We start from the raw sequence: 12,988 nt of genomic DNA on the forward strand, positions 1-12,988 counted from the left end.
TCATTATTTTTGAAATAAAAGCATTTGAAGAATTGTTTTACTTTGAATCTAGCACTTAAACTTAGAAGGCTTATTTACGATACATCTTAACTTGAAGGTAAATATCGTTATAGATGCCTAACCATTTTTGGCCTAGATTATCATAGACTTCTAGGTTTTTGATCGTTGATTCTGATGGATAGAAGGCTTTATCATCAGTAATCCGCTTTGGAAGCAAGGCTTTGGCTGCATCGTTAGGTGTTGCATAACCGATGTATTCGGCATTTTGAGCTGCATTTTCTGGCTTAAGCATGAAATTGATAAAGGCATAAGCCTCTTTTTTGTGCTTAACTGTCTTCGGGATAACCAGATTATCAAACCAAAGATTTGAGCCCTCAGAAGGAACAACATAACGAAGATTCTCATTTTTATCAAGCATCTCACTAGCTTCCCCTGAGAAAGTTACTCCGATAGCAGCATCACCTTGAATCATGTAGCCCTTCATTTCATCGCCTACAATAGCTTTGATATTAGGGGTTAAACTATTGAGCTTGGTCTCCGCCAAACGCAATTCCGTCATGTTCTTGGTGTTCAGACTATATCCCAAGCTATTAAGTGAAAAGCCAATGACTTCACGTGCCCCATCAACTAGCATAATTTGGTCTTTGTAATCAGACGACCAGAGATCATTCCAATGCTGAGGAGCTTTTTTTACCAATTTTGTATTATAGACAATGCCGACAGTCCCCCAGAAATAAGGAATGGAATAATCATTGTGAGGGTCGAAACTAAGTCCCTTGAAGCTTGAGCCAATTTGATCAAAGCCATGGATTTTAGATTTATCCAATTTCACCAACAGGTTTTCCTTAACCATTTTATCAATGGTATAGTCTGACGGTACAGCAATGTCGTAGGTAGTCCCCCCCTGCTTAATCTTGGTATACATGGCCTCATTGGAATCAAAAGTTTCATACTGAACCTTGATGCCTGTTTCCTTGGTGAACTTGGTCAAGAGATCAGGATCAATATAGTCCCCCCAGTTATAAATCACTAATTTATCAGAGGCACTTCCTGTGTGACTTTGCATATAGGCAGAAATTCCCCAAAGGACAAGTATAATGGCTACAATCCCTAGTAAAAATTCATAGAGTCTACGCATCTTGCTCCTCCTTTTTCTCCTTGGTAATCAAGTAATAGCCAATAACCAAAAGGATAGAGAATAGGAAAACAACGGTTGAGAGAGCATTGATTTCCAAAGAAATTCCCTTACGAGCACGTGAGTAAATCTCCACAGCAAGTGTTGAAAAACCATTACCCGTAACGAAGAAGGTCACGGCAAAGTCATCCAAAGAATAAGTAAAGGCCATAAAATAACCAGCGATAATTCCAGGTGTCAAGTATGGTAGCATTACCTCTCGCAACATCTGCCACTGGGTCGCACCCAAGTCATAGGCCGCATTTACCATATCACGATTCATTTCCTTGAGACGTGGTAAAACCATGAGAACCACAATTGGAATTGAAAAGGCGATGTGGCTTAGCAAAACAGAGACGAAACCAAGCTGAAAGCCAATTAAGGTAAATAGAATTAAGAAACTGGCACCAATCATAACGTCAGGTGCAACCATGAGCACGTTATTTAGAGATAAAATCCCCGTTTGTTGTTTCTGTTTGCTCTCATAGATAAAGATAGACCCGAAGGTACCAATGAGTGTCGCCAAGAGAGCACTAAGAAAGGCTAAGAAGAAGGTTTGAGCCAAAATCAACATGAGTCGACTATCTGAAAACATGCTCTGATAATTATCCAGCGTAAAGCCTTTGAAATGATTCATATCGCCACCACTATTGAAAGAATAGGCGATTAAATAAAAGATAGGCAAATAGAGGATAACAAAGACAAAAACGAGATAGAGATTTGCAAATTTTTTCATTGACGTCTCTCCTTCGTTAACCACATAGTCGCAATCATAGCAGCAATGAGAACAACCCCAATGGTTGCCCCCATCCCCCAATTTTGCGTTGTGAGGAAGTGCTGTTCAATAGCCGTTCCTAGTGTAATCACTCGGTTACCACCGATCAAGCGTGTCAACATAAAGAGACTGAGACTGGGGATGAAGACTGATTGCACACCTGAACGAACCCCGTTAAGCGACAAAGGAAAGATAACCTTAGTAAAGGTCTGCCAATCATTAGCACCCAAATCCTTGCTCGCATTAACGATATTTTCATCCAAATCATCTAGGGCATTATAAATCGGCAGAATCATAAATGGTATTTCGATGTAGCTGGCTACAAAAATAAAGGAGAAATCCGTAAAAAGGATTTGCATAGGTGCAATACCAAAGAAACCAAGAAAGGCGTTAATCCCACCTTGTTGACCAAAAATCCCCATAAAGGCATAAGCTTTAAGAAGGAGATTGACCCAGGTTGGCAAAATGACAAGCATTAACCAAAGCTGTTTATGCTTGAGTCTCGTCAAAAGATAAGCCGTAGGATAGGAAATGAGGAGAGTGACTATAGTAATAATAGCCGCATAAAGAACCGAGTTGAAGCTCATCCTCAAGTAGGTCCAACTGGAAAAGAAGGTCCCGTAATTATCTAAAGTAAAGTTGCCACTGATATCAAAGAAAGACTGATACAAGAGCATGAGCACTGGAGCGACCACAAAAAGCAGAAGCCAAAGCAGGTAGGGTACCGAAAAGAGGCTAGCTGTTTTCTTCATGGCGCTCCTCCTCAATGGCATTAATCAAGCCATCTTCATGCTCTTCCATTTCCACATATTCTTCAATACGGGCATCAAATTCTTCTTCTGTCTCATTGAGACGCATGATGTGAATATCTTCAGGCGTAAAATCAAGACCGATAATCTCACCCTCAATAGCCTTACGGGTCGAGTGGATCATCCATTCATTGCCAAGATTATCATGAGCAATAATTTCATAGTGAACCCCACGGAAGAGTTGCGTTTCCACTCGAACTTGTAGCTTTCCTTCTTCAGGAAGCGTGATTTGTAAATCTTCAGGACGTATAACCACTTCAACAGGTTCGTTAGGACGCATTCCTCCATCAACAGATTCGAAGCGTTTTCCATTGAACTCAACCAGATAATCCTCAATCATCACGCCAGGAAGAATGTTGGATTCTCCAATAAAAGTAGCTACAAAGTGGTTGATAGGCTCATCATAGATATCAACAGGGGTTCCTGACTGAACAATTTCCCCATCATTCATAACAAAAATCCAATCCGACATAGCCAGGGCTTCTTCTTGGTCGTGGGTAACAAAGACAAAGGTAATCCCAAGTCGCTGCTGCAATTCACGCAACTCGTATTGCATTTCAGTACGTAGCTTCAAATCCAGTGCTGACAGAGGCTCATCTAAAAGGACCACTCGTGGTTGGTTGATAATCGCACGGGCAATGGCCACCCGTTGACGTTGTCCACCAGATAATTTTTGAATTGAGCGCTTTTGATAACCATCTAGTTGAACCATTTTCAAGGCTTCTTCTACACGCTCTTCAATCTCCTTTTTAGGGACCTTTTTTAACTTAAGCGCAAAGGCCACATTGTCAAAGACATTCATATGTGGGAAGAGGGCATAAGATTGGAAAACGGTGTGGACATCCCTTTTATTGATAGGGATATCATTGATACGTTTTCCATCTAAAAGGACGTCACCACTGGTCGCATCTAAGAGGCCAGCAATGATATTCAAAATGGTTGATTTCCCAGAGCCAGAAGCTCCAAGAAGAGTATAGAATTTTCCTTCTTCTAGTTCGAAGTTGATGTCTTTTAAAACTTGTGTGCCACTGTCTTCAAACACTTTTGAGACGTTTTGAAAGGCAATAATCGGATTAGTCAATTGTCATAAGTCCTCCATAAAAATTAAATATAAGATAGGGGTTGATTTAGTTAAGCTTATCACCAATGATACGAACTTCAGGTTCTAGAGTAACTCCAGAATTTTCCTTAACCTTGGCAATGACATCGGCGATAAGATCCTCATAATCTTTAGCTGTTCCTTGATCCACATTGACCATGAAACCAGCATGCTTGGTTGAAACTTCAACACCACCGATACGATGTCCTTTAAGATTAGCTTCCGTAATAAGCTGACCAGCAAAGTGGCCTGGTGGGCGTTTGAAAACAGAACCACATGAAGGGTATTCGAGAGGTTGCTTAAGTTCACGTAAGTGATTGAGGCGATTCATTTCATTCTTAATTTGATGATAGTCACCTGGATGGAGATTAAACTTAGCTGAAATAACAACTTCACCAGTCTCCTGAAGAACCGAGCGACGGTAACCAAAACGCATGTCACGTGCCGCAATGGTACGAATATCACCGTCTTTTGTCAAAACCTGAGCTGAAACCAAGATATGAGCAATCTCTCCGCCATAGGCCCCAGCATTCATGAATACAGCACCACCAACACTACCTGGGATGCCTGCTGCAAATTCAAAACCAGTCAAGCTTTGGAAACGAGCCACCTTTGTTGTCGCAATCAAATTAGCACCCGCTTCTGCTTCAATTTGATAACCGTTTACTGCAATACCGTTAAGCTTGTCAAACATAATCACAAAGCCTCGGATACCGCCATCACGGACAATCAAATTACTAGCATTTCCAAGAACCATCCAGGGAATCCCTTGCTTATTAGCAAATTTGACGATACGTGAAAGCTCATAACGATTACGTGGAAAGGCCAAATAATCTGCTGGTCCACCAACCTTGGTATAGGTGTAACGTTTTAAGGGTTCATTGAAACGAATATCAATTCCCACTAAATCTTTTTTTAATTCATCAAGCATATTTTTTCCATACTTTTCTATTCTTTTTATTTCTTCGTAGGCATTGTGATAGGCTTCCCTATCATTAAAGGCAGAACCTACAAATGTGTTACTATTTTCCCCTCGAACATCGAGGAAAAATACAGCAAAAGCCAAGATTAATTATAGCAAAAAATCCCCATCTTGACGACAAGGAATTTTAGTAAAAACTAGTCCGAAGTCACGAATTTGTGAACATCATTAGTGTCTAATTGACTCAAATAATTTTCGTAGGTTTGACCAGTTTGAGGCTCAACTAAGTCCTTTGCAATTTCTAGCAGAGGAACCAAAACAAAGGCTCTCTGAGTCATGAAAGGATGTGGTACTATCAGATGCTCAGTCTCCCAAATTTCCTGTCCATAGAGAAGAATATCAATATCCACGGTCCGGGGTCCCCAATGCTCATGGCGAACGCGATCCAAGTCTTTCTCAATGGCCTGACAAGCACTGAGTAGGCTTTCAGCTGGCAACTGCGTTTCTAATGCCAAGGCGAGGTTTAAAAAATCAGCCTGATCTGTTAGCCCCAAGCGGCTGTTTCATAATAAGAGGACACGGTTTCAACCTCAGTATCAGTCAACTGCTTCAAGGCTTCCACAGCTCTTTGGAGATAGCCTTGGCGGTCGCCCATGTTAGACCCCAAACTCAAGTAAACTTTTGTCATCGGCTACGCTCCAACTCAATTCCCACACTCTTGTAATGTCCGTTAATAGGTGGATTCTCCTTATAAATACGAATCTTAATGGCTTGGATAGGGCCAAATTGAGCAAATAAATCTTCGCAAATAGCACCAGCTAAACGCTCAATTAAGCTATACTTTACTTCTTCCACCTGTCTCTTCACAGCCTCAAAAACCAAGCCATAATGAACCGTATCTGCTAGTTCATCACTTCGTGAGGCCTTGACCAAATCAACTGCCAATTCCAAATCCACCACAAAAATCTGTCCTAGGGTTTGTTCCTCAGCAAAAGCACCATGATAGCCATAGAAACGGCAACCATTCAAAATTATTTTATCCATTTACTCTCCTTTAGACGACTAAACTTACCCTTATTCTAGCATAAAACAGCTAAAAAGTTACGCTCTAATTCGTATGATTTTTTAGACAAAACAGAGACTTTTGTCACTTTATTCAATGCAAACGCTTGCACAATTATTCTTATTTGATAAAATAAAGGTGCAGAGGTTGAAAAACTTCCTGCTATAACATATAGACTTTCTCAATGAACAAGGAATTAACTATGACAAATCAAACTGTAATGCAATATTTTGAATGGTATCTTCCAAGCGATGGACAACATTGGAATCACTTGGCTGAAGATGCCCAACATCTCTCAGACCTTGGTATTAGCCATGTTTGGATGCCACCTGCTTTTAAAGGCACTAATAAAGATGATGTCGGTTACGGAGTCTATGACCTCTTTGACCTAGGCGAATTCGATCAAAAAGGTACTATTCGCACTAAGTACGGTTTCAAAGATGAATATCTTAATGCTATTAATCGCCTCAAAGACGTTGGTATTGTACCCATGGCTGACGTCGTCCTTAATCACAAGGCGGCAGCGGATAAACTCGAGACCTTCGAAGTGGTCGAAGTTGACCCAGAGGATCGTACAAAAGAAATCAGCAAGCCTTTTGAAATTGAAGGGTGGACACATTTCACATTTGATGGTCGTCAAAAGGCCTACAATGATTTTGAATGGCACTGGTACCACTTTAACGGGACGGACTTCGATGCCAAACGTAATAAAAGTGGTATCTATCTTATCCAAGGTGACAACAAAGGTTGGGCTGAAAACGACTTGGTAGACAACGAAAACGGTAACTTTGACTACCTTATGTATGCCAATCTAGACTATAAGCATCCTGAAGTCATTGAAAATATCTACAGTTGGGTCGACTGGTTCGTACAAACAACTGGAGTCCTCGGTTTCCGCATGGATGCTGTCAAACATATAGACTCTTTCTTTATGCGTAATTTCATACGTGACGTCAAAGAAAACAAGGACAAGACTTCTATGTCTTTGGGGAATTTTGGAATGCCAAGGAAGAAGATAATAATACTTATCTCGAAAAACTGAAAACCGCTTTGACCTTGTGGATGTTCGCCTTCATAACAACTTATACGATGCCAGCCTGGAAGGGGCCGATTACGATTTGACGACTATTTTCGATCAAACATTAGTCAAAAATCACCCAGAGCATGCGGTAACCTTCGTAGAGAACCACGATACCCAACGTGGACAGGCTCTAGAATCAACTGTTGAAGAATGGTTTAAGCCAGCTGCTTACGCTCTTATTCTACTTCGTGAAGATGGTCTTCCTTGCCTGTTTTATGGGGACTACTATGGTATCGAAGGAGAGTTTGCTCAGGAAAGTTTCCAAGAGGTCTTAGACACCCTACTTTACGCTCGTAAAGAATTAGCTTACGGAGAGCAAATAGACTACTTTGACGACCCTAACTGTATCGGATGGACACGCTCTGGCAACGAAGGCGGTACTCCATTAGCCGTAACCATTTCTAATGATGTTGCTAACAGCAAAACTATGGAAATTGGCAGTGATTGGGCAGGACAAACCTTCCATGACATCCTTGGAAACTGCTCTGATACTGTAACCATTGATGAAGACGGATGGGGAGACTTCCCAGTTTCTGAAAAATCTGTCAGCGTTTGGACAATTCAAGACTAAGAAAAAAAGCTCGATTTGAGCTTTTTTTCGTTTCATAAAATTCCTGCGATAGTCTTGACAATATCACGATTGGCTTCAACATTATGGACACGAACAATTTGACATCCCTTGCTAACAGCATAACCAGATAGAGCAGCTGTTCCTTGATCACGGTCCTTGGCAGGAATATTTCCACCTAGGAGATAATCCACAACACGCTTACGAGAAATCCCAAAAAGAACAGGATACCCAAGCTCAACAACCTTGTCCAAGCCTTTAAGCAGATCTATATTGTGTTGGACATTTTTAGCAAAACCAAAGCCAGGATCAATCCAGATATTTTCCTTGGCTACACCAGCTTCCAAGGCAGCTTGCGCACGTTGATTGAGAAAGGCACAGACATCTTCAGTGACGTCATTGTAAATTTCTTCCTTTTGATTGTGCATTAGGATGATTGGCACGTCTTTCTCAGCAGCTAAAGCTAACATCTGACCATCATAAAGACCTGCCCAAACATCATTAAGAATATCCGCACCTGCTTCAAGAGCAACTCTAGCAGTAGCTGTCTTGTAGGTATCAATACTGATAAGAACGTCATATTTTGCCTTAATAGCTTGTATAATTGGCACAATACGAGCAATCTCTTCTTCCTCGGTAACAAATTCTGCTCCGGGTCTTGTAGACTCACCACCCACGTCAATAATACTAGCCCCTTGAGCAATCATACGCTCAACCTGAGCTAGCGCATCTTCTATTGTGTCAAAATCACCACCGTCTGAAAAAGAATCTGGGGTGACATTCAAGATTCCCATAATGCAGGCCTTACCTGCAATTTCATGTTTACCAATAAACATTTTAACTCCTAAAAATCACGCATCAAAGAAAGAATTTCCTTACGTTCTTCACGGTCTTCTTTATAGAGGCCTTTAGCAACTGTTGTGATGGTCTTACTTCCTGGTTTCTTAATACCACGCATGGTCATACACATGTGTTCTGCTTCCACCATGACAAAAACACCTCGAGGATTAAGGGCTTCTTCAAGCGCTGTAGCGACTTGATCTGTCAGACGTTCTTGCAATTGTGGACGACGGGCCGCCACTTCAACAGCACGTGCTAATTTTGACAGTCCAGTCACCTTATCCCCACTTGGCAGATAAGCTACATGAGCCTTTCCATAAAAGGGAACCAAATGATGCTCACACATAGAGTAAAAAGGAATATCCTTGACAAGGACAACTTCGTCATGTACTTCTGAGAAGACTGCTGTAAACTGATCTTTAGGGTCTTCATTTAAACCTGAAAACATCTCAGCATACATCTTAGCCACACGTTTTGGCGTATCCAAAAGACCCTCACGCTCAGGATTTTCACCCAAAGCTTCCAATAATTGATAGACTGCTTGTTCTACTTTTTCTTGATTTGCCATAATTTCCTCTTGAAACGTTATAGTACTATCTATTATAACTCATTTTGCTCGATTTTTCTTGCAAAAAATAAAATTGCCTAGCTGAATTCCAGCTAAAAAAGCGAAGACTCCCCGTCACATGGGGACTGTCCTCGCTTGTCTTTATTTAATCTTTTAAGTGGTAAGAATATGATGAAATGACAATATTCTCACGCCATTTGAGATAATATTTCAATCGTAAACTCATCTGGTTGTGAAGCATGGTTTGCCATGATTTTTTCGGAACAAACTGTGGAATCATAACAGTCAGAGTCGCATTCTCTTTTTCAGCCTGAGTAGCTACTTCGTCTACATATTGAATAGTTGACTGCGTAATTGAACTGTAAGGTGATTGGATATGAACCATCTCGATTTCTGGGAAATATTTTTTAAACTCTTGTTCGGTTTCCTTGTCCTTATTCTCTGTATCTTTAGTAGACACATGCATAGCGATAACCTTATCACCAATAGAACGTGCATAAGAAATAGCACCAATATTAGCCTTTGTAACATTCCCCACCAAGATAAGGACAATATTGCCTTGATAATGATGTTCTTTGACTTGACCATCAATACGCAATTGTTGAGCAACCCCATTGTAATGTTTCTTAATCTTAAGGAACATCCACATCAAAATCGCAATAATAGGGAAGAATGGCCAAATATCTCCTAGACGGAAAAGGAAGAGAATGAGGACGATAGCATAACAAATTAGGGCACCTAAAATATTAGCTAAAGAGTGTTTCCAGAATCCCTTACCATATTCACGAATCCAATGGACAACCATCCCTGTTTGAGAAAGTGCAAAAGGAATGAACACCCCAATAGTATAAAGCGGAATCAACCGTTCCGTATTTCCTCGGAAAATGAATAAGAGGGTAATGGCCCCAATAGCCAGCGTCAAGATACCGTTAGAGTATCCCATACGTGCACCTTTTTCAAGATACATGTGAGGCATGTATTTATTCTTAGCCATATTAAAGGACAACATCGGAAAGGCTGAAAAACCAGTATTTGCTGCTACTGCAAGAATCATAGCAGTTGAGAATTGGAAGATATAAAATAAGATACTACCAATCCATGAATAGCCAAGAATTTCTCTAGCCATCTGTGCCAAAATTGTCACACCTGAATGAGGTGTAATGCCAGTCCACCAGTTTAGGAAGGTAATCCCGGCAAACATAATCCCCAAGATGCTTGACATGATAAAGAGGGTTGATGCAGCGTTTTTAGGCTTAGGTTTCTTAAAGAAAGGCACTGCATTAGAAATAGCTTCCACCCCTGTCAATGAAGCCGAACCTGATGTAAAAGCCCTTAAAATAAGAATCACTGACACACCTGTAATCGGTTGGCCTAAATGGGCCGTAGCCGCATAAGGCATATGCCCCGTTAAGATCTGTAAGAAACCAAATCCTAATAAGAACATCGTTGAGACAATAAAGAGATAAACAGGAATCATCAGAGATTTTGCCGATTCACGCATTCCCCTGAGGTTCATCACCATCAAAACAAGCACCAAAATCATTGAGATTTCCAGATTATAGGGATGAAGTAAAGGAATAGCTGAAGTAATGGCATCCGCACCTGAGGCAACTGAAACGGCTACTGTCAACATATAGTCGACTAAGAGGCTACCACCAGCTATCAAACCAAATTTAGGTGACAGATTTTCCGAAGTTACCATGTAGGCACCACCACCTTGTGGATAGGCCTTAATTACCTGTCTGTAAGAAATAGTAAGGCTAGCCAAAAGGACTAAAACCAAAACCCCAATAGGGATAGACCACCAAATAGCAGCGCTTGATACAGCCATCAAGACCAATACGACCTGTTCAGGACCATATGCGATAGATGATAGAGCATCACTCGACAACATGGCTAACGCTTGAACCTTAGATAATAAGTGATCATCACTGCTATTATCCTGGGTCAAGGGTTCACCTATTAAAATGTTTTTCAGACGTTGAAGCATTTTTTCTCCTTACTTTTAAAACATATGGGGTATTATACGCCCCTAAGTCTTATCTTTCAAGTCTAAACGTTACTTTTTCGCTCTAAAAGCCATTTTCGAACTTGAGAAATAAAATAAAGAGATCCTGTAATCACATATAATTTGTCTTTATCCGCTGATACATGATTCTTGATCCAAGTTTGGAAGCCTGGGACCTTTTTGTAAGCAGCTGGGTACTTGTCCAATTTGACACTATTTGGATACTCAAAGCTGGTTACTGTCAAATCACCGACCGACTCTAACTGAGCCAACATACTATCAATAGGCTTGGTATCAATAGCTGCAAAAAGCAATTCAATATCCTTATCCGCATATTCTGATTTTAACAAATCAATCAAGACCTTAACACTCTCGTTATTATGAGCACCATCTATCATGAGATTAGGCATCAAAAACTCTGTTCGACCTAGCCAACTAGCATGAGCTAAGGCAGCCTTAATGAGGTCAGGAGTCACTTCTGGATAATCTTTTTGAAGCAGCAAAGAAGTCATGATGGCCAAACTAGCATTAGCCACCTGATGCTGACCAGCCATAGCCAATGAGATATTTTCTAGCTTTTGTCCCTCGTAAGCAAAATCAAAGGAATGACTTGTTCCGTTAGCTGTGAAATCTTTTCCTAACTCGTAGGTCTTAGCCCCTTCTTCATGTGCTTTCTTTTCAAAGACTGCTCGAACATCATCTCGCTCAGTCGCAAAAATAAAGGGAGCTCCATTTTTCAAAACACCAGCCTTTTCTGCCGCAATTTCAGCATGAGTATTTCCCAAAACCGCCTGATGATCCAGACCAATAGATGGACAGATGACCGCTAGAGGACTAAATAGATTAGTCGAATCATGCAAGCCGCCCATTCCAGCCTCTATAAATGCAATATCCACAGGATGGACTTGTCCAAAGTAGAGAAACATCAAGACTGTGATAATCTCAAACTCTGTCGCATTTTCATGCTCTGTCTCTTTTGGTAGACGATCAACTACAGGCTTAACACGTTCAACCAAGTCCAACAACGCCTCTTCTGAAATCATACGACCATTGACAGAAATCCGTTCCTTAAAATCAATAATGTAAGGCGAGGTAAAGGTTCCAACTTCATAACCTGCTTGACTAAAAATCGTTTGTAGGGCATTTACCGTAGACCCTTTTCCATTAGTCCCAACGATATGCACAGCCTTCAAATTGTCTTGTGGGTTTCCTAGTTCTTCAAGCATCCAGGCCATACGTTCCAAACCTGGCTTAATGCCAAACTTCAACTGACCGTGAATCCACTCTAACGCTTCTTGATAAGTCATTCTTGCTCCTTCTTTCAGATTAATCTTTGACTTAGGTATTATGTTTAACCCTCATATTATACCAAAGACTAAGAGGGTTAACCAAAAAATGCAAAAAAGACAACCCTAAGGTCGCCTCTTAAGCATTCTCTTTTTCGTCAATAACAAGACGAACCTTCTTACCTTGAGTAGGTACCGAATAGACAATCGCTCTTATCGCCGTAATAGTACGTCCTTTTTTCCCGATAACACGCCCAATGTCTGCTGGGTCGAGGTCAAGATGGTACTCCAAAAACTCAGAGCCATCAACAATTTTAATGGTCAACTGATCTGGTGAAGCAATTAAAGGTTTAACGATAGCGATAATAAGATTTTCAATGGTATCCATAGGCTAAAAAATTATTTTGAGAATTTTGATTCGTGGAATTTCTTCATAACGCCTTCTTTTGAAAGGATGTTACGAACTGTATCTGAAGGTTGTGCACCTTTAGACAACCATTCAAGAATACGATCTTCTTTGATTGTTACTTGGTTTTCTTCAACGAGTGGGTTGTAAGTACCAACTGTTTCGATGAAACGTCCATCACGTGGAGCACGTGAATCTGCAACGTTAATACGGTAGAAAGGTTTTTTCTTAGAACCCATACGAGTCAAACGGATTTTTACTGCCATTTTGTAATATCTCTTTTCTTTAGTTTTTTATTATGGTGGAGGCATTAATCACCTCTCGACCTTATCTAGTATACCATAACATTTTTATGTGTCAAGAAAAAAACTTGACAGACTCAAATTTTC

The 12,988-nt window shown here is 40.6% G+C and carries 12 protein-coding genes and 2 pseudogenes; 1 reads left to right on the plus strand and 13 read right to left on the minus strand.

The genetic code is table 11. From position 1 onward, the window contains the following. Positions 1 to 70: 70 nt before the first annotated feature. The 7 genes and pseudogenes from HSISS2_RS08140 to folB form a co-directional block, all read right to left on the minus strand. The gene (locus HSISS2_RS08140) at positions 71 to 1,138 is read right to left on the minus strand and encodes a PotD/PotF family extracellular solute-binding protein (protein WP_021146281.1); all 1,068 of its coding nucleotides are present in this window, start codon (positions 1,136 to 1,138) and stop codon (positions 71 to 73) included. Then, entirely contained in the window at positions 1,131 to 1,910 is a 780-nt protein-coding gene (locus HSISS2_RS08145) for an ABC transporter permease (protein WP_021146282.1), read from the minus strand. The genes HSISS2_RS08140 and HSISS2_RS08145 overlap by 8 nt, the downstream gene beginning before the upstream one ends. Continuing rightward, complete coding sequence (locus HSISS2_RS08150) at positions 1,907 to 2,701, minus strand: ABC transporter permease (RefSeq protein WP_021146283.1); 795 nt, start codon at positions 2,699 to 2,701, stop codon at positions 1,907 to 1,909. Before HSISS2_RS08150 ends, HSISS2_RS08145 begins: the two co-directional genes overlap by 4 nt. Next, positions 2,685 to 3,839, minus strand: coding sequence for an ABC transporter ATP-binding protein (locus HSISS2_RS08155; RefSeq protein ID WP_002887695.1), 1,155 nt, complete (start codon positions 3,837 to 3,839; stop codon positions 2,685 to 2,687). Before HSISS2_RS08155 ends, HSISS2_RS08150 begins: the two co-directional genes overlap by 17 nt. 46 nt (positions 3,840 to 3,885) lie before the next feature. Continuing rightward, on the minus strand, positions 3,886 to 4,788 hold the full coding sequence (gene murB, locus HSISS2_RS08160) for a UDP-N-acetylmuramate dehydrogenase (protein ID WP_008535264.1): 903 nt from the start codon (positions 4,786 to 4,788) through the stop codon (positions 3,886 to 3,888). A gap of 188 nt (positions 4,789 to 4,976) precedes the next feature. Next, positions 4,977 to 5,467, minus strand: a pseudogene (folK, locus tag HSISS2_RS08165) (2-amino-4-hydroxy-6-hydroxymethyldihydropteridine diphosphokinase). Then, positions 5,464 to 5,823 carry a dihydroneopterin aldolase gene (gene folB, locus HSISS2_RS08170; RefSeq protein WP_021146287.1) on the minus strand — a complete coding sequence of 120 codons (360 nt, stop codon included), beginning with the start codon at positions 5,821 to 5,823 and terminating at the stop codon, positions 5,464 to 5,466. Before folB ends, folK begins: the two are co-directional and overlap by 4 nt. Positions 5,824 to 6,044: 221 nt before the next feature. Between folB and HSISS2_RS12125 the strand changes: the two are divergent. Beyond that, positions 6,045 to 7,494 (plus strand): annotated as a pseudogene (locus HSISS2_RS12125) (alpha-amylase). A gap of 32 nt (positions 7,495 to 7,526) precedes the next feature. Here HSISS2_RS12125 and folP read toward each other — a convergent pair. From folP to rpsP, 6 genes are all read right to left on the minus strand, one after another. Next, positions 7,527 to 8,327: a dihydropteroate synthase gene (folP, locus tag HSISS2_RS08180; protein ID WP_021146290.1), complete on the minus strand. Its 801-nt coding sequence runs from the start codon at positions 8,325 to 8,327 to the stop codon at positions 7,527 to 7,529. An 8-nt stretch (positions 8,328 to 8,335) separates the two neighbouring features. Next, the gene (folE, locus tag HSISS2_RS08185; protein WP_002884345.1) at positions 8,336 to 8,899 is read right to left on the minus strand and encodes a GTP cyclohydrolase I FolE; all 564 of its coding nucleotides are present in this window, start codon (positions 8,897 to 8,899) and stop codon (positions 8,336 to 8,338) included. 145 nt (positions 8,900 to 9,044) lie between these two features. Continuing rightward, positions 9,045 to 10,889, minus strand: a complete 1,845-nt coding sequence (locus HSISS2_RS08190; RefSeq protein ID WP_008535274.1) for an APC family permease — start codon at positions 10,887 to 10,889, stop codon at positions 9,045 to 9,047. Positions 10,890 to 10,951: 62 nt separating this feature from the next. Then, positions 10,952 to 12,214 (minus strand): folylpolyglutamate synthase/dihydrofolate synthase family protein, encoded by a 1,263-nt coding sequence (locus tag HSISS2_RS08195; RefSeq protein WP_021146291.1) that lies wholly within the window; start codon positions 12,212 to 12,214, stop codon positions 10,952 to 10,954. Positions 12,215 to 12,332: 118 nt separating this feature from the next. Next, entirely contained in the window at positions 12,333 to 12,581 is a 249-nt protein-coding gene (locus tag HSISS2_RS08200) for a KH domain-containing protein (protein ID WP_021146292.1), read from the minus strand. Positions 12,582 to 12,592: 11 nt separating this feature from the next. After that, complete coding sequence (rpsP, locus tag HSISS2_RS08205; protein WP_008535277.1) at positions 12,593 to 12,865, minus strand: 30S ribosomal protein S16; 273 nt, start codon at positions 12,863 to 12,865, stop codon at positions 12,593 to 12,595. Positions 12,866 to 12,988 lie beyond the last annotated feature (123 nt).

It is taken from the genome of Streptococcus sp. HSISS2, from assembly GCF_000448665.1.
Lineage (GTDB): Bacteria > Bacillota > Bacilli > Lactobacillales > Streptococcaceae > Streptococcus > Streptococcus raffinosi.

What these genes read in the sequence shown, in the direction of transcription:
- HSISS2_RS08140 (WP_021146281.1), bottom strand. Translation starts at nt 1,138, where the DNA reads ATGCGTAGACTCTATGAATTTTTACTAGGGATTGTAGCCATTATACTT.
- HSISS2_RS08145 (WP_021146282.1), bottom strand. Translation starts at nt 1,910, where the DNA reads ATGAAAAAATTTGCAAATCTCTATCTCGTTTTTGTCTTTGTTATCCTC.
- HSISS2_RS08150 (WP_021146283.1), bottom strand. Translation starts at nt 2,701, where the DNA reads ATGAAGAAAACAGCTAGCCTCTTTTCGGTACCCTACCTGCTTTGGCTT.
- murB (WP_008535264.1), bottom strand. Translation starts at nt 4,788, where the DNA reads ATGCTTGATGAATTAAAAAAAGATTTAGTGGGAATTGATATTCGTTTC.
- folB (WP_021146287.1), bottom strand. Translation starts at nt 5,823, where the DNA reads ATGGATAAAATAATTTTGAATGGTTGCCGTTTCTATGGCTATCATGGT.
- folP (WP_021146290.1), bottom strand. Translation starts at nt 8,327, where the DNA reads ATGTTTATTGGTAAACATGAAATTGCAGGTAAGGCCTGCATTATGGGA.
- folE (WP_002884345.1), bottom strand. Translation starts at nt 8,899, where the DNA reads ATGGCAAATCAAGAAAAAGTAGAACAAGCAGTCTATCAATTATTGGAA.
- HSISS2_RS08190 (WP_008535274.1), bottom strand. Translation starts at nt 10,889, where the DNA reads ATGCTTCAACGTCTGAAAAACATTTTAATAGGTGAACCCTTGACCCAG.
- HSISS2_RS08195 (WP_021146291.1), bottom strand. Translation starts at nt 12,214, where the DNA reads ATGACTTATCAAGAAGCGTTAGAGTGGATTCACGGTCAGTTGAAGTTT.
- HSISS2_RS08200 (WP_021146292.1), bottom strand. Translation starts at nt 12,581, where the DNA reads ATGGATACCATTGAAAATCTTATTATCGCTATCGTTAAACCTTTAATT.
- rpsP (WP_008535277.1), bottom strand. Translation starts at nt 12,865, where the DNA reads ATGGCAGTAAAAATCCGTTTGACTCGTATGGGTTCTAAGAAAAAACCT.